11 protein-coding genes are annotated in these 17,043 nt (G+C 68.9%); all 11 read right to left on the reverse strand.

Annotated elements, in window-relative coordinates:
* Positions 1–228 precede the first annotated feature (228 nt).
* Positions 229–3,468 carry an arabinosyltransferase domain-containing protein gene (locus AC5Y4T_RS22265; RefSeq protein WP_499955434.1) on the reverse strand — a complete coding sequence of 1,080 codons (3,240 nt, stop codon included), beginning with the start codon at positions 3,466–3,468 and terminating at the stop codon, positions 229–231.
* A gap of 77 nt (positions 3,469–3,545) precedes the next feature.
* Positions 3,546–6,881 (reverse strand): arabinosyltransferase domain-containing protein, encoded by a 3,336-nt coding sequence (locus tag AC5Y4T_RS22270; protein ID WP_499955436.1) that lies wholly within the window; start codon positions 6,879–6,881, stop codon positions 3,546–3,548.
* A gap of 87 nt (positions 6,882–6,968) precedes the next feature.
* Positions 6,969–7,592: a maleylpyruvate isomerase family mycothiol-dependent enzyme gene (locus AC5Y4T_RS22275; RefSeq protein WP_499955438.1), complete on the reverse strand. Its 624-nt coding sequence runs from the start codon at positions 7,590–7,592 to the stop codon at positions 6,969–6,971.
* Complete coding sequence (locus AC5Y4T_RS22280; protein WP_499955440.1) at positions 7,589–8,074, reverse strand: SRPBCC family protein; 486 nt, start codon at positions 8,072–8,074, stop codon at positions 7,589–7,591. The genes AC5Y4T_RS22275 and AC5Y4T_RS22280 overlap by 4 nt, the downstream gene beginning before the upstream one ends.
* Positions 8,071–8,394 (reverse strand): ArsR/SmtB family transcription factor, encoded by a 324-nt coding sequence (locus tag AC5Y4T_RS22285; protein ID WP_499917252.1) that lies wholly within the window; start codon positions 8,392–8,394, stop codon positions 8,071–8,073. The genes AC5Y4T_RS22280 and AC5Y4T_RS22285 overlap by 4 nt, the downstream gene beginning before the upstream one ends.
* A 108-nt stretch (positions 8,395–8,502) precedes the next feature.
* A complete protein-coding gene (locus AC5Y4T_RS22290; protein WP_499955442.1) occupies positions 8,503–11,754 on the reverse strand; it encodes an arabinosyltransferase domain-containing protein in 3,252 nt (1,083 codons plus the stop codon).
* Positions 11,755–11,760: 6 nt separating this feature from the next.
* Positions 11,761–13,782 carry a galactan 5-O-arabinofuranosyltransferase gene (locus AC5Y4T_RS22295; protein WP_499955444.1) on the reverse strand — a complete coding sequence of 674 codons (2,022 nt, stop codon included), beginning with the start codon at positions 13,780–13,782 and terminating at the stop codon, positions 11,761–11,763.
* Between the two features lie 2 nt (positions 13,783–13,784).
* Entirely contained in the window at positions 13,785–14,549 is a 765-nt protein-coding gene (dprE2, locus tag AC5Y4T_RS22300; protein WP_499955446.1) for a decaprenylphospho-beta-D-erythro-pentofuranosid-2-ulose 2-reductase, read from the reverse strand.
* A complete protein-coding gene (gene dprE1, locus AC5Y4T_RS22305) occupies positions 14,550–15,941 on the reverse strand; it encodes a decaprenylphosphoryl-beta-D-ribose oxidase (protein ID WP_499955449.1) in 1,392 nt (463 codons plus the stop codon).
* Between the two features lie 90 nt (positions 15,942–16,031).
* Positions 16,032–16,397 carry a GtrA family protein gene (locus tag AC5Y4T_RS22310; RefSeq protein ID WP_499917657.1) on the reverse strand — a complete coding sequence of 122 codons (366 nt, stop codon included), beginning with the start codon at positions 16,395–16,397 and terminating at the stop codon, positions 16,032–16,034.
* A gap of 111 nt (positions 16,398–16,508) precedes the next feature.
* A complete protein-coding gene (locus AC5Y4T_RS22315; protein WP_499917247.1) occupies positions 16,509–16,988 on the reverse strand; it encodes a GreA/GreB family elongation factor in 480 nt (159 codons plus the stop codon).
* Between the last annotated feature and the right edge of the window lie 55 nt (positions 16,989–17,043).

Below are 17,043 nucleotides of genomic sequence, written 5' to 3' on the forward strand. Positions count from 1 at the left end.
GATCAGCAGCGTGACCGTGGCGGTGCAGGTTCCCAGGCGTGTCAGCGTGCGCATTCGGCCACCTTTTCCGACGTGTGAAATGGATCACAGCGGAATCAGTATTGACCAAAAAATGGCGCGGTTAAACCCCTGATCGGTAATTACTGCGCCGTTAATTCGGGCGCACTATTCAACTGATGAATAATGACGCCGCAAAGCCAATTGGAAAGCCGGTGTTTCGTTCGCTCGCTACGGTTTGATGCGGATCGGTCCGGGCGACCACCATCCGGTGCGGGTGGCGGAGCCCAGGTCGAGTTGCGCCGGGTGTGCATCGGCGATGGTGTCGAACTTGCGCAGCGATCCCCAGTCACGGCCCCAGTCATGGGACAGATACGTCGACATGACGTGGGCCCGCAGCAACAGGTCGGTGATGCCCAGCAGTCCACCGTTCACGCCGTCCTGCCAGGTGTCGGTGTCCTGCTTCTTGGCGTTGTAGTCCGGGGTGATGCGGAACTCCGGGATGTCGGTGACGCCATTGGAGTGCAGCATCGGCTGCTGGCACGGGAACGCCAGCCCGACGGCCCAGTCCATCAGCACCGGGCGCTTGGAGCCGACGTACTCCTGCAACGAGCGCAGCTCCGGCACCCGCGGCGGGGTCAGGGCGATCCAGTCGTCCGGTGTCAACGAAAGATCCTCGGCGACCACCCGCACCGCGACCGCGTCGGCGGGCATCGCCGAGCGCGCGAAGCGCAGGTTCCGCCACACCTTCGGCTGCTCGCCGTACAGGTCATAGGGCACCAGCCGGCCGGCCGGCTGCACCGCGCCGCCGGGGCCGGGCCTGCCGAATTCCAGTTCCACCGTCTGCCCGCTGGTGTGGCCGTGCAGGATGCTGTTGCCGGCGATGGTGCCCGCGGCCGTCACCACCACCAGCGGGTGTCCGTCATCGAGCTTGGGCAGCTGGTACCACGCCGAGGTGAGCCGGCTCTGCTGCTGCGCGCCGGTGGTGTAGCTGCCGGCCAGCGGCACCCTGCTGGGATCGAGGCCGTAGGGCAGCGGCACCGTGGAGCCGTTGACGCCCGGGGTCTTCAGCTTGGTCGGCGCATCCCAGTCGTAGTCGGTGCCGGGCTGCGCCACCTCCGTCTCTTTGACCGACTCGGCCAGGGTGCGGTCCGGCACGCCGTTGGGCGTGAAACCCGTTGGGCTGGCCCCACCCAACGGCCCGAGCGGGCCATAATTGTCCGGCTCTCCTGTTTTGAAAGGCGCCATGAAGCCGGCGTTGCTGTCCGGCTCGACGAGCACGTCGTCGGCCAGCCCGCAGCCGCCGCTGAACTCCCGCAGGTTGTCCCAGGCGTTGGAGTAGGTGGGGTACTGGCGCACGATGCCCGCCACCATCGACGCGATGAACACCAGCGCCATGAAGCCGGCCGCGAGGGGGATGGGCGCGGCGGTCAGCGCCCGCGCCAGCCGTCCTTCGCCGCGGTCCCGCGGCGCGAAGTGCAGGTACGCCGCGTACAGCGCGACGATCACGAACAGCGCGAAAAAGACGGCGCTGACGCTGATTCCGTGGAACCTCGGCATCACGTTGTTGAACGGGACGCCGAAGCTCGACACGTACCACCAGCCGTTCGTGGTGGCGAAACACAGCGCCAGCACGAACAACAGCGCCGCCAGGAAGGCCATGCGGTTACGCGACCAGCGCAAGCTCTCGTGCGACACCAGCACCGTCGTCAGCGCGGCCATCGCCGCTCCCACCGCGGCGAACAGCCCGAAGTGGTGCACCCACTTGGTGGGGGTGAACATCAGGAAGAACATGGTGCCGAAGATGACGCCCATCAGCCGCCAGGCCGGCCCGCGCGCAACTCCGGGAATTCGCTTGCGCCGCAACATGATGAACACGGCGGTGAAGAGGCACAGCGCGGCGATCAGGAAGCCGAAGCGGCGCGACAGCGAGCCGTCGACGGTGGGCAGGATCAGGTAGTAGTAGCGCAGGTTCTCGGTGTACCAGGCCTGGCTGGGGCCGATCGAGGTGCGAATCCTGGTGGCTTCCAACACCGTTGACAGCGTCTGATCGGCGAACACCACGGTCAGGATGACCGTGCCGGCGGCCAGCATCGGCGCCACCAGCGGCCAGGTGCCGACCAGACGATGGCGTTTCACCAGAATCCGCAGGATCGGGCGGCCGCCGGCGACCAGCGCGGCCACCGCGATCAACCCGGTCGGCTGCACCCCGAGGGTGAATGCCGCGGTGATGACCGCTAGCGCGGCGGGCGTCAGCCGGCTGTAGCGCATGGAGTGCTCGATCAGCACGTAGGTGATCAGCGACCCGACGGCGATGATCGGCTCGGGGCGCAGGCCGTTGTCGAACGGCATCCAGGCCGTCAGCAGGACCATGCCCGCCGCCCAGTTCGCCGCCTTGCTCGCGGCCACCGCGGGTCCCAGCCGCGGCAACACCTCCCGCGACAGCAGCAGCCAGCACACGATTCCGGCGATCAGGTCCGGCAACCGCATCCACAGGCTGGCGTCGGTGACGTGGGTCATCAGCGCCAGCAGGTTGTAGTACCAGCCGAAGGGGTCCTCGGGGCTACCGAACCAGCGGAAGTAGTTCGACATGTAGCCGGCGCGGTCGGCGACGCGGGCCATGCCCAGGATGTAGCCGTCGTCCGACGAGTTCGCCCCGATCACGTGCCAGAGCACGAAGCCGGAGATCACCGTCACGTCGGCCAGGGTGAACGTGCGCCAGTTCGCCGGAATGAGCCGGCGCATCCGGTGACCGTCCAGCTGATCGAGGCGCCACAAGGCGATCAGGGCGACGATGGTGGACACGATGGCCAGCACCATCGCGGCCAGCTTCAAAGTCGTTGGGGTGGTGGAGAACCGGGTGTCGATGGTCGCCGAGAGACCCAGACCCGCCGGGGCCGGCCCGCTGAGGTCGGTGAACACCCCGACGATCTGCGGCCGCAGGTTCGGGTCGGGGAAGCCGCCGCCGAGCGGCCTGCCCGCTGGATCGGTCAGCCCGACGAACGTGGCATAGGCGCCCGCCTTGGTCGAGGTGATCTCGATGCGCTGACACTGCGCCGACTCCACCTGATCGCGGGCCGCGCTGGCGATCACCACGTTGCGGTCGGTGACGTCGACGCGCTTGCCGTTGACGACCACGAACAACGCGTTGAGCGCGGCGTCCTTGCCCTTCTTGGGCGCCGTGCTGAGCACGACCCCGCCCTCGGGTGGCAGGCCCCGCACCACCGAGCACGGCACGGTCACGTGCACGTCGACCGGGGTGAGCGAAATCAGCGGCGCGGTAACGCTGTTCAGTTGGCCGTTCTGCGGCCAGTTCAGCGTTGCGGTGGTCTGCACGACGGGCAGCAGCGGGGTCGCGATCGACAGGATGAAACCGATCAGCCCGGCGATGGTCGCGACCCAGCGCGTCACGCGCACGTCTTGACGGGGGGCCGCCTTGTCTTCGCGCTTGTCGACGCTCGTGACACTCATTTGCTGGTCGGTTCGCGACCCGTCCCCCGCAAGCGGGAGGTGCCCCCCGCGCCCGGCTTCGCCGCCCTTGCGATCGCTCATGGCAGCGCCCGAATCGGTCCCTGCCGGCTCCAGCCGTGCACTGTCATCACACCCTGTTCGATCGTGGCGTCCGGCGCCTGATCAGCCGGCACCAATCGGAAGTACTGCTCCAGCGATCCCCAGTCGCGATGCCAGTCGCCACGCAGGTACGTCGCGATCGTCGAGGTGCGCAGCATCGCCTGGGTGATCAGGAACGGACCCCCGTCCTCGCTGGCCTCCCATCCGTTCGACGACGCCGCCGTCTGCTTGTGATCGGGCAGGATGCGGTACGCCGGAAGTTCGGCAACGCCAAGGTGTTCCGAGAACGGCCGCTGGCACGGGAAGTTCGCGGCCGTCGCGATGTCCATCAGCACGGGCGTCTGTGACCCCATCAACTGCTGCAGGGTCTGCAGCACCGGCACGCGCGGCGGCGTGACCGCGAACCACTGATCCGAGCTCAGGTTCGGGTCGTACGCGACGATGCGGGCCACGTTCGCCTCCGGCGGCGCCCAGGTCAGCGGAAACCGCAGGTTGCGCCACGCCGGCTCCGGCCCGATGTCGATCGGATACACCTCTGCCAGCGGCTGGGTGGTGGCGTCGGGACGGGCCAAGTCGCGGTGGCCCCACTGCAGCTTCAGCTGCTGCCCATAGGTGAAGGTGCCATCCTCCTTGTACGACCAGATGGCACCGGCCGCCGTCACCACCACGATCGGCCGGTCCGGGCTACGCGGCGGCAGCTGGTACCACGCCGAGGTCGCGGTGGCGGCCAGCGAATTCTCGCCGTAGCTGCCCATCACCGGCGTGCGGGCCGGGTCCAGTCCGAACGGCAGCGCGGCATGTGACCCGTTCACCCCGACCGGCCCCCTTCCGCCGGCCGTGCCGGCGGAGTCGCTCATGGTGGCATTGGGTTTGTTGGGCGACCCGGTGGAATTCACCACGCCCGGCTTGGTCACCACCGGATACGACCTCAAGTCGTCGCCGACGCCGTCGGGTTTGAAGCCGACCGGGTTGACACCGCCCAGCGGGCCGTCGGGACCGAACGTCTGCCCGGGGGCCGGCGCCAGCATGCCGGCGTTGGGGTCGGGCTCGGCCAGCACGTCGTCGGCCATGGCACAGCTGGTCTTCGCGAGCCCTGAAGTGATCGCGGCGAGGTTGGCCTTGCCGGTGGTGTAGAGGGGATAGCGCAACACCGCGCCCTTGGTCAGCGAGGCGACTTCGCCGACGACCATGATGGTCGCGACCACCAGCAGCGGGGTCGACGCCAGCACCCGGTTGCGCCGGTTGTCCTTGACCTCGGTGTGCCCGGCGTAGTCCATCCGGAAGTGCTGCCAGGCGGCCAGCAGGCCGGTCGCGATGGACAGCGCCAGGAACATCGACGTGACCGGGTGGCTGGCGATGACCGGCTGGATGTCGTACCAGGGCACCCCGTAGTTGCCGACGTAGAACCAGCCGTTGACGCCCGAGGTCGCGACCGCGAGCACGAACAGCAGCGCCGTCACGTACAGCGTCAGGTTGCGGCGGTTGTGCAGGCCGATCCGGGCCAGGGCGAACGCGGTCACCGCACCCAGCGCCCCGGCCAGCCCGGCGAACGCGCCGAACTGGACCGCCCACTTCGTCGGCGTGAACGTCAACAGCAGCAGGCCCAACGCGCATGCGCCGATCAACCGCCACGCCGGACCGCTGGCCACGCCCGGGATCCGGCCCCGGCGCAGCAGGGTGACCAGCATCCCGAACATGCACAGCAGCAGCACCAGTACCGCGAATCGCCGCGCCATCGATCCGTCGGGGTTGGATTCCACCGTGAGGAAGTAGTAGCGCAGCCAATCCTGGTACCAGGCGATGGTGGGGCCCACCTTGTACTTGATCCGGGCCGACTCGCCGACCGTGGCCAGCGTCTGGCTGCGGAACACCACCAGCAGGATCAGCGACAGCGAGGCCGCCAGCACCGCCAGCGGAGCCAGCAAGCCATCGGTCGCCCGGCGGCGCCGGATCGTCTGGGCGACGGCCCGCGCCCCGGTCAGCAGCGCGGCGACGGCGATCAGGCCCTGCGGCGCGAGCGTCGCGCTCAGCAACGCCACGATGACGGCCACCGCCGCGGGCGCCAACCGCCGCAGCGCGATCGCACGTTCCATCAGCATCCAGGTGATCAGCACGCCGAGGGCGATCAGCGGTTCGGGGCGCAGACCGTTGTTGAACGGCAGCCACGCCGCCACGAATACCGCGCCGGCGGTGAAGACCGCGACGCGATTCGCCGCGAGGCCGCCGCGGCCCGGACCGAGCCGGCGCAGCACCCAATGGCTGATGATCAGCCAGCACCCGATCGCGGCCACCGTGGCGGGCAGCCGCATCCAGACGCCGGCCGTGCTCACCGAGGCCATCTTGGCCAGCAGCCCGAGGTACCAGTCGAAGGGCGCGTCCGTGGCGCCGAAGTAGCGGTAGTAGTTGGCGATGTAGCCGGCGCCGGGGGCGACACGCGCGATGGCCAGGTTGTAGCCGTCGTCCGACGAGGTGGCGCCGATGATGTGCCACAGCAGCAGCGTCGCGATCACCCCGGCGTCGGCGATCCACGTCGCGATCCCCACCCGGCGCCAGTTGGCCAGGCGCGTGCCGGGGCGGTATCTGGAGAGCCACGCGATGGGGGAGCGCCAGTTGAGCAGCGCGCTGCTGCCCCGGCTGCGGCGGTCCAGCACCGCGAGCGCGACGATGGCCGTCAGCACCGCCAGGGCGCCCAGGATCATCACCACTTCCTTGAGGACGGTGGGCGCGGTGATGAATCGGGTGTCGATGTCGATGCGGGCCGACAGGCCCGGTCCCGCGGGCACCTTCATGTCGGTGAAGACGCCGCCGACCTGGGGCTTCTTCTCGGCGGGCAGCACGCCGGAGGCGCCCGGTATGCCGACGAAATCCGCGCCCGACGCGCCGGCGTCGGCCCAGACGTGCAGCACGCTGCAGGCCCCGGCGGCGACCGCCGAGCGTTGAGCGACCGTGGCCACGGTGTCCCGGAAAGCGACGACGACCACGTCGGTGTTGGCCCGCACGAACAGCCCGTTCTTCCCGGCGTCTATGCCGCCGGGCGGCAGGGTCGAGACCACCAGCCCACCGGCGGCGGGCAGGGTGGCGATGTCCGGGCAGGGGATGGAGATGTCCAGCGCGCGGGGCGCCCCCGACACCAGGGGAGCGGTGATCTGGCTGACGTGCCCGTCCGTGCTGCCCTGGGGCCACAGGACCGTTGCGGTGGTCTGTTTCACCGGAAGCAGCGGGACGGACAGGCACAGCAGCAGGCCCACGATCCCCGCGATGGCGGCCACCGACCGGGGGATCCGCTGCGATCGCTCTTTACCGTCGTGGGGCACGAGGCTCGATCGTAAGCGACGCGGCTTTGTCCGATGAGGACGCGGGGCCGCGCAGCGCCTCGGCGACGGACCTCAAGCCACCGAACGCTATCCGCGGACGCGGTCCGCCAGCGTGGCAACCCCGGGCCCGGTCAGGTCGGCCAGGGCGGCCGGGCGCCCGGTCATGGCCAGCAGGAGCGCCTCGCCGGGGCCGGTCACCTCGGGCCCGTCGCCGTGCGTCCACTCGACATCGGTGGCGCGCAGGCGCAGGCCCCGGATCCGGCGTCCCGCGCCGAGTCGGGGATTACCGGGCACCAACGGCAGTATTCGCGCGAGTCGATCGGATGGCACGTCGCGCGGCCGGCCAAGCGCGCGCCGAATGTCCTGGTGATGAATGGTGCCGTCGACGAGCGCGATCATCCCGCCGAAACCGGCTGTCAGGCCCCGCGGTTGGAGGTGGCTGCGCAGGAATTCCAGCAGCTGTGGTGGGGTCAGGGCCGCGAATTCGTCGACGCCCACCTGGTTTGCCCGCACGATCCAGCCTTTGGCGAACCGTTTGAGCAGCCCCAGCGCGCCCAGCTCATCGTAGCTGATCACATGCGCGACAACGTCTTTCACGCTCCAGCGGGTGCACAGGGTGGGCGCACTCCAGTCTTGCGGTGTCAGGGTGGCGAGGAAATCCGCGAGGTCGGCCCGCTCCTCGCGCGCCATGGCCATCAGGTCGGAGCTCATCGCGGACCACCGCCGCTGAACAGTCCCGCGTACCGACTCAGGTACAACGGCCAACCCGCATCGCCGTCGACGCCGTCGGCGACGGATTCCCAGCCCGGCCCGTGGCGGTCCAGATGGCGGTGTTGCAATTCGACCCGGGTGCGATCGTCGGACTCGGCCGTGAAGCGCACTTCGACCTCGCTTGCCTTCGTCGGGTCGGTTTCCACCTGCCACGTCGGACCGATGTCCCAGCTGAACGTCACGCGGTGGGGCGGCTCGTAGACCAGGATTCGCGCCCATCGGCACACGCTGCCGTCGACGCCTCGGTCGTAGATATGGCCGCCCACGTGGGGTTCGAACACCGTCTCGGCGATCGGGACCGCCAACAGATTGTGCTCGGGCGGCTTGAACGCGCCGAAGCGTTCGGTAAAGACGGCGAACGCCCGGTCGAGGGGGGCGTTGACGACGACGTGATGGTTGACGTCGGGGGTCCGCTGCGTCATGTTTCTCCTTCGTTCATCTCGTCGATGGTTTGCGCGTAGCCGGCCAGCGCCTGCGTCCAGAACCGGTCGAGGTCGGCGCGCAATGCCTGCAGACCGGTGGGGTCGAGCTGATAGACCCGACGGGTTCCCGCGGCGCGGTCGCGCACCAGCCCGGCGGACTTGAGCACCTTGAGATGTTGGGACACCGCCGGCCTGCTGACCGGCAGGGCGCGGGCCAACTCGCCGACCGCCGACGGCCCGTGGGCAAGCCGCTCCACGATGGCCCGCCGCGTCCCGTCCGCCAGGGCCAGCCAGACGTCACCCGTTTGGTAAGTGACCACGAACCGTAAGTGTAGGCTTACCGATGGCGCAGCTCAAGGGTTGCCAGCGGGCCTATGCAAGACTGGCCCACCCGCGTGTCGCGCGGACCTCGAGATTCGTTGTGCGCCTTAGTGTCTCAGCGGCGCCGGGCCCCATAGGCCGCTGCGCGTCGCCGTCCCCAGCAACAGGTGGGCGGGTTCGGCGTCGGGGTAGTAGGGCGTCAGCCGTTGCAGCGAGCCCCAATCGCGCGACCAGTCGTCCTTGAGATAGGTCGCCATGGTGGTCGCCTTGGTCAACAGCTCGGTCACGCCCAGCGGGCCGCCGCCGTTGTTGTCCATCACCGGTGAGTTGGCCTCGGCGCCGAATCGGTCCGGCAGGATGCGCCACTTCGGAGTCTCGTCCACGCCGTTCTGGTGGCCGAACGGTCGCTGGCAGGGGAAGGCCAGCCCGACGAGCCAGTCCAGGAACACCGGGTCGGTCGAGCCCACCACGTCCTGCAGCGTGCGCAGCTGCGGAATCCGCGGCGCGGTCAGTGCTATCCAGTGCTGCGGAGCCAGGTCTTCGTCGTCGGCGACCAGCCGAATCTGGGTGGCGGTACTCGGAATTGCGGACATCGCCAGCCGCAGGTTGCGCCAGGCCGGTGACGCGCCCACGTCCGCGAATTGGAGCGAACCGCCGGGGTGTCCGCCGGCCGCCTGGTCGTCGGTGGCCCACTGCACCTGAACCTCGCGGGGGTCGAAGCGACCGGCCGCGCTCACCACCAGCAGCGGCCCCGCCTTGTCCCGGGCGGGCAGCCGGTACCAGCTGGACCGCAGGTGCGCGGGTACCTGGATGCCGGAACGCCAGCTGCCCAGCACCGGTGTGCGCGCGGGGTCGAGGTAGAAGGGCAGCTGGGCGGACGATCCGTTGATTCCCGGTGCGGGGGTGGTGCCGCCCTCGGTGCCGGCCTGGTTGCTGCCGGTCTTCTCCTCGTCGTTGACGAAGCTGCGGTCACCCGGGCGTTCCATCACCGGGTCCGCGCGCACGTCGGCGGGAATCCCGTTGGGCGTGAAGGCTTCCGACATGCCGGCGCCGAGGGCGTCCGCCGCCGACGCGTTGACCGGCGTCAGCATCCCGGCGTTCGGGTCCTGTTCCACCAGCACGTCCTCGGCCAGCCCGCAGGACTTGCCGGTCAGGGCCTGCAGGTTGGAGCGGCCGACCGACCATGCCGGATACTGGTCGGTCATCGCCAGGGTCAACGATGCGACCTCGAACACCACCAGCACCCAGGTCGCAATTGCCAAGGGCGACTGGACGATTCCGGCGGCCCGGGCGCCCAGGCGGGTCTTGGGCGGACCGTTGTCCGGGTCGACGAAGTGGAACCACGCCGCCAACAGCAGCACCACGACGGTCAACGCGAGCAACGCGGTGGCGAAGGCGTAATTCCAGGCCGGGAACTCATTCGACCACGGCACACCGAAATTCGATACGTACCACCAGCCGTTGACGCTCGCGAACGACAACGCCACCAAGAACAGCACCACCGCGGCAAACACGGTGCGGTTGCGCCGCGAGCGCATCGCCACCGACGTCACCGCGACCGCCGCCAGCGCGCCCAGCGGCCCGGCCAGTCCGGCGAACACCCCGAAGTGGTGGGTCCATTTGGTGGGCGTGAACATCATCGCCACGAAGGAGATGATGGTGATCCCGACGATTCGCCGGCTGGGCCCGGTGGCCGTCCCCGGGATCCGGCCCTTGCGCAACGACATCGCGACCGTGATCCCGAGGGCGAGAACCAGCGCCAGCACGGCGAATCGGCGGGCGACCGACCCGTCGGGACTGGCCATGAACAGCCGCTCGTAGCGGATGTGTTCGTCGAACCAGCTGAGGCTGGGCCCGACGGCGCGCTTGAGCATGGTCGCCTGGATCTCACCGGTCAGCGTCTGGTCGCGGAAGATCAGGATGACGGTGACGGTGACCGCCGCCAGCAGGGGCGCGATCAGCGGCAGCGCGCCGAACCGCTTGGAGCGGCGGTGCAGGATGGTCCGCAGCGGCCCGATCGCGACCAGCAGCGCGCCGATCGAGGCGATGCCCGTCGGCCCGGAGAACAGAGTCAGCGCGCCGATGATGCAGGCGATCGCCACCGGCAGCAGCCGGCTGGTCGCCACCGCGCGTTCCACCGAGCACCAGGTCAGCAGGATGCCCAGCGCGATGATCGGCTCCGGGCGCAAGCCGTTGTCCAGCGGCAGCCAGACGGCCAGGAACATGCCCGCCGCGGTCCAGGCCGCGGCCCGGTTCTGTTTGACCGCGTGGCCCAGCCGGGGCATGACTTCACGGCTGATGACCCACCAGCACGTCAGCGCCATCGCGAGGGTGGGCAGCCGCATCCAGACGCTGGTGGTGCTCACGTGTGCCCACAGCGCCAGCAGGTCGTAGTACCAGCCGAACGGCGCCTCGGGCGTGCCGAGCCACCGGTAGTAGTTGGCCATGTAGCCGGCGTGCTCGGATACCCGGGCCATGGTCAGGATGTAGCCGTCGTCGGAGGTGTTGGCGCCGACGAAATGCCACCACACCAGCACGGCGATGACCAGGGCGTCCAGCCCGCCGATCGACCACCAGCGGGCGGGCAGGAAGCGGCGGTGCCGGGTCCCGTCGGCGGTGTCGAGGACGTGCAGGGCGACCAGGGCGGCGGCCGTGAGCACCAGCCCGAGGATCATCGCGGCCATCTTCAGCGGCGTGGGGCTGCTGCTGTAGCGGGTGTCGATGGTCGCCGAGAAATTCAGGCCCGACGGCGCCGGCCCGCTCAGATCGGTGAAGACGCCGACGATCTGGGGCCGGAAGTCGTAGCCGCTCTTCTCGCCGCGCAGCGGCGAGCCGGGATGCTCGGCGTTAGGCCCCTGGGTCAGCCCGACGAACTCGGCGGTGACCCGGTCGGCGTGTGCGGTGAAAGTCAACCGCTGGCAGGCCGGGCTGAGCACCTGGCTCAGTGGCGCGGTCACCACCGGGACGTTGCGCACCACGAGCACCAGGTCGTTGTTGGCGCGCACGATCAGCAGTCCCCGGTCGACGGCCTTGGGTGCCTGCTTGGGCACCGTCGACAGCAACACCGTCTTGCCGGAGGTCAGCCCGGCGGCGGCCTGGCACGGGACGGTGACGGTCAAATCCGTGGCGACGTAGCCGATCAGCGGTGCGTCGACGCTGCCGAAGGTGCCGTTCTGCGGCCAGTTCAGTTGCGCGGTGGTCTGGTCGACCGGAAGCAGCGGGGTGGCGATCGCCAGCAGCACACCCAGCAGCCCGGCGACCGAAGCGACCAGCCGGGCGATCCGGTGATTCGCTTCCCTGTCGTTCACGGAGCTAGATGCTAGTTCTTCGGCCTTTTGCGGCGCAGTGTCGGTGCTCATCGGCAGTCACATCCCCGGTTTGCGGATGGCCAGCACAAATGGGCCGACGCTTTGAACGACGAAGCGCGGGTTGTCGAACAGGGCTCCGCGCAGATCGACGGTGTAGCGCCGCACGTTGGGCTGGTTGGGGTACACGTCCTCGGCCAGGCGCAGGGTGTAGTTGCCTCCCGCTCCGCGCCGCATCAGGAAGACCGTCGGCGGCGGCCAGGGGCAGGTGTCCAGGGCATGGATCAACTCGTCGGCGGTCTTGAGGTTGGACCACTTGTTGATCTGCGCGGCGCGCAGGTCGAACTGCGCGAGCGGGTTGGCGTAGTGCGAGGTGAGCCCCTGAAATCCCCAGTAGGGATAGAAGGACAGGAAGCTGTAGTCGGCGGTCAGCACGACGGTCTGATCGCGGGGTCTGCCGGTCACCTGCGTGATGGCGTGATCGATTGTCGCGTAGAACTTCTCGGCGCTGGGTGGCCGCCGGTCCCCGCGCTGCCCGTGACCGTCGGTGTCGGTGTAGGCGATGGTGAGGTCCGGCCGCAGCACGTCGGGGATGTCCTGGCTGAACGCGATCGCGGCGGCCAGGCCGACGGCGCCGGCCACCGGAGCTATGGCGCGACCCCAACCGCGGTCGCGGCCGGCGGCGGCCAGGGCCTGCGCGAGTTCGACGAAGCCGAACGCCCCGGCGGCGACCAGCAACACGCTCAGGGTCGGCTGTAGCCGGAACGACAACAAGGTGGTGCGCGCCAGCGTGGTGAGCATCGACAGCAGCGACCACAGGTACAGGGCCAGGACGCCGATGGCCAGGGCGCCGGCCCGCACGGAGTAACGGGCCCGCAGCACCAGCCACAGGGTGCCGATCAGGCAGACGACGCCCAGCAGCGTGAACTGCAGCATCGGGAACGTCAACTCCGCGCCGTCGGCCGGCAGGTAGTGCATGGCGCTGCCGGAGTTGCTGACCGGGCTGTGCACCGCCCGCACCACGAATGGGAGCCACGTCGTGCACGCGATCACCACGGCGATGCCGGCGATCACCGCCAGCCTCAACAGTGGATCGAGCGCGGCCTTGAGGCCCCCGGTCTTCCGGTTCCGCCGCCAGCGGACGCCGGCCAGCCACAGGGCCATCAACCCGATCGTGAAGGCACTGAACCCGAACAACAGCGTGTACCAGGTGGCCGTCCAGCCGAGGAACAGCCCGGCGGCGACGACGGCGCCCCAGCCCGCCCGCGGGGGCGCGTCCGGATCCGCTCGCTGCCCTGCCGCGAGTGTGAAGTTAGTTTCACGCTCGGACTCGACTGTGCAGTTAGTTTCACGCTCGGCGTCGGGTTCGCGGCCAGTCCCACGCTCACCGGCGCGCAGTCCCGACCACGTCAGCACCAGCATCGGCGGCAAGAGCACGGTGATCATCGCCGAATAGGGTTCGGGCGAGCCGTAGGCCAACGTCACCGCCGCGGTGGCGGCGGTGACGATCAGCGCGGATTCGAAGCGGACCATCCGCCACCACAGCACCAGCGCGACCGCGACGGCAATGGTGATCGAGGTGATGGCCCACGGCTTGAAGATCTCCCATGCCGGCGTCCCGCCGAGCGCCGCGGCGCGCCCGCCGATCCAAAACCAGCCCGGGGGGTAATACGGGGGCAGGCCGAGATAGGTCATGTCGCGCAGGGCGGGGCTGTCGGCCAGGCGCGTCACGTATTCGGTGCGGAATTGCTGGTCGACGGAGATGCCGAACAGATACAGCTTGGTCGCGCCCAGCGGCATGCCGAGGGTCACGACGGTGAATGCGCAGACGAACACCAGCCCGGCCAGCTGGGCCAGCAGCCGGCCGCGGGGACGGACGCAGCGCCGCCAGCCAAAGCCGACGGCGACCAGGCCGGCCACGCAGCCGACCTGCCCGACGGTGGTCAGCGCGTGCAGTTGGTTGGACGACGGAAAGGCCGGCCACTGGACCCGGGCGATGGCGCTCAGCGATACCACCGCGACGGCCACCGCGACCAGCACCGCCAAAGCCATCTGGCCGAGGGTGGCCAGCGCGTTACGCATTATCAGATGGGAAGCTTGCGGAAGATGGGACGCGGGACGTGTCGCAACACCATCATCACATAACGGAATGCTGCTGGTGCCCAAACCAATTCCTTACCTTTGGCGGCCGCGGTCACCGCGAGGTTGGCGACATATTCTTTGTCGACGGTCAGCGGGGCTTCCTTGACGTGCGCGCTCATCCGGGTGCGCACCTGGCCTGGCCGGATCACCAGCACGCGAACACCGTACTCGCGCAATGCTTCTGCGAGGCCCAGGTAGAAGCCGTCCAATCCCGCCTTGGTGGAGCCGTACACGAAGTTGGACCGCCGCACCCGCTCGCCGGCGGCGGAGCTCATCGCGATGATCTGGCCGAAGCCCTGCGCCCGCATCTTCTCGCCCAGCAGCACGCCCACTGAAACCGCTGCGGTGTAATTGATTTCAGCGGCCAGCACCGCCTTGTGCTGGTTCTGCCAGAGCTCTTCGGCATCCCCGAGGATGCCGAACGCGACTATGGCCACGTCTATATCTCCGCCGGCGAAGGCCGCATCGATCATCTTGGGGTGGGTGTCGGGATCGGTGGCTTCGAAATCGATCAGCTCGACCGAACGCGCGCCGGCGGCCTGCATCTGCGCCACCGCGGCGTCGCGGCCGGGGTCGCTGGGCATGGCTGCCAACACAATCCGTGCGTGCGCATTCTGCAGGTAGCGCTCGCAGATTGCCAGGCCGATCTCGGAGGTCCCGCCGAGCAGCAGGATGGTCTGTGGATTCCCCACGGCATCGAGCACCATTTAGAGCAGCTCCAAACGTCGGGCCATGTCGGAGGCGAATACCCGCAAGGGGTCGGCCTTGCGGCGCACCGCGATCCATTCGTCGATGCGTGGATACATGGCGTGGAAGGTTTCGGCGCTCACGCGGGAATCCTTGGCGGTGTACACCCGTCCACCGAATTCCAGTGCGCGCCGGTCGAGTTCGTTGAGGAACTCGTTGATCCCCGGCTTGTTGGGGAAGTCCATGGCGACGTTCCAGCCGGCCATCGGGAAACTCAGCGGCGCGCGGTTGCCCGGGCCGAAAAGCTTGAACACGTTCAGGGCCGAGTAGTGGCCGCTGGTCTGGATCCAGCGGATGATGGCCTTGAATTCGTCCATCGCGTCCGGCGGGACCAGGAACTGGTGTTGGGCGAAACCCCTTGGGCCATAGGCGTTATTCCAGCCGCTGACCAGGTCGAGCATGTGGTAGAACTGCGACAGATTCTGGATCTTGCCGCTGTAGGTTCCGCCCAGCCGGTAGTACACCTCGCCGATCGCCATGAACGACAGCTTGTTCATCGCGCTGACCGGGAACACGTCTGGCACCGTCAACAGCTGCGGCGCATCGAATTTCAGCGGGTTCTTGGCCAGCTTCTTCGGCAGCTGATCGAGCTTGGCCAGGCTGCCGCGGCTGACCGCGGCACGGCCCAGCTTCGGCGGCGGGCTGATCAGGTCGAACCAGGCGCTGGAGTACGTGTAGTTGGACTCGCTGCCGTCGAGGTGAACGGCGACCGTTTCGTCGAGGTCGCGGGTGGCGATGCCGTCGGCGATGAAGTAGGCCGTCTCCGTCGGCGTCATGGCGATGGTGGCGCGCAGCACGATCCCGGTCAGGCCGTTGCCGCCGACGGTGGCCCAGAACAGCTCGGCATCCTCGCCGTCCGGGGCGATGGTGCGCACGGTGCCGTCGGCCATGAGGAGATCCATCGACCGGACGTGGTTACCGAAGCTGCCCGCGCTGTGGTGGTTCTTGCCGTGGATGTCGCAGGCGATCGCGCCGCCGACGGTGACCTGGCGCGTACCCGGCAGCACCGGAACCCAGAGCCCGAACGGCAGCGCCGCCTTCATCAACTGGTCCAGGCTGACGCCGGCGTCGACGTCGACCAGTCGGGTGTCGGCGCTGATCGAGTGGATGCGATTGAGCCCGGTCATGTCGATCACCAGGCCGCCGCCGTTCTGCGCGTTGTCTCCGTAGGAGCGGCCCAGCCCGCGGGCGATCACGCCGCGGCTCTTGGGGTCGCCGGAGTCGGCCACCCGGGCTACCGCCTTGGCGATCACCTCCGGATCGCGGGTGGAGAGCACCTGGGCCACCGACGGCGCGGTGCGCCCGAAGCCCGTCAGCCGGGCGGGCTTGGTCAGGGGATCGGTGCTCGACATCGTCAAAGAGGGTACCGCCTGCTCCGACGACGATGCGGGACGCGGGCGTCCCGCTGAGGAGGCGGGCAATCTGGGCTTGGCGAAGGCGGCTCAGTGGATGCGGAAGATTACGGCCCGCTGCACGACGAAGTTGATCACCGTCGCGGTGCCCTGCGCGATCACGAACGCGACGAGGGGCGCCCACCCGCGGTAGTGCAGAAGCGCCAGACACAGATGGTTGAGCCCGACCTGGACGGCGAACGTGATGGCGTAGAGAACCATGACCGCGACGAACCGGGCGGTGCTGGGGGTCGCCTGGAAGGTCCAGCGGCGGTTGATCAGATAGGCCGTGATGGTGCCGACGATGAAGCTGGTGGCCTTGGACAGGTCGACCTGTACGCCCAGCACCTTCCACAGCAGCAGGTAGAGCCCGAAGTCCACGATTCCCGCCAGGCCGCCGGTGACGACGAACCGAATGACCTGCGTCGTCAGGCTCAAGTCCGCGCGCACCTCTTCGGACGCGGAACCGGGCAGCGGGGCAACCATCGAGGGGAGTCTAACGGGGCCGGCGGGCACTTCCCGCAAGCGTCAGCGGGGCAGCTTGACCGAGATCAGCTCGACCTGGTTCTCGCCCTGAGGCGTCGAGTAGGTCACCGTGTCGCCGGCTTTGCGCCCGGCCAGGGCCTGGGCCAGCGGGCTGCGCGCGGTCAGCGTCTCGGCCTCGCGGCCGACGGGGGTTTCCTCGACGATCGAGATGACCTGCATCGTGACGACCTCGCCGTCGGCGAACCGCAGGGTCACCTCGGTGCCGCCGGGCAGCGTCTCCGACGCGTCGGACTCCGACGGCCCGGTCCGCAGGCGCCGGTCCAGGTCGCCGATGCGGTCGTTGAGCACCACCAGTTCCTCGGCGCGCTGGATCGCCTCGGCCGCGTCGCCGTGATCGCCAACCATGCCGCGGTCGTTCTTGACCTCGGCCTCGAGGCGGTCGCGCCGTTGCCGTAGCCGGTCCAGCTCCGCTTCGAGGTTGCTCCGCGCGGCGTCCGCTGCCGATGGGACCTTTTTGCTCACGTCGGTGGACCTTTCGCCCGGTTGCTCAGGTGGCGTTCCAGTGTGACACCGCGAC

Source organism: Mycobacterium sp. NGS11, from assembly GCF_059813315.1.

Bases quoted from the DNA above. Each gene is read 5' to 3' on its own strand.
- AC5Y4T_RS22265 (WP_499955434.1), bottom strand. From the start codon at position 3,468: ATGAGTGTCACGAGCGTCGACAAGCGCGAAGACAAGGCGGCCCCCCGT.
- AC5Y4T_RS22275 (WP_499955438.1), bottom strand. From the start codon at position 7,592: ATGAGCTCCGACCTGATGGCCATGGCGCGCGAGGAGCGGGCCGACCTC.
- AC5Y4T_RS22280 (WP_499955440.1), bottom strand. From the start codon at position 8,074: ATGACGCAGCGGACCCCCGACGTCAACCATCACGTCGTCGTCAACGCC.
- AC5Y4T_RS22290 (WP_499955442.1), bottom strand. From the start codon at position 11,754: ATGAGCACCGACACTGCGCCGCAAAAGGCCGAAGAACTAGCATCTAGC.
- AC5Y4T_RS22295 (WP_499955444.1), bottom strand. From the start codon at position 13,782: ATGCGTAACGCGCTGGCCACCCTCGGCCAGATGGCTTTGGCGGTGCTG.
- dprE2 (WP_499955446.1), bottom strand. From the start codon at position 14,549: ATGGTGCTCGATGCCGTGGGGAATCCACAGACCATCCTGCTGCTCGGC.
- dprE1 (WP_499955449.1), bottom strand. From the start codon at position 15,941: ATGTCGAGCACCGATCCCCTGACCAAGCCCGCCCGGCTGACGGGCTTC.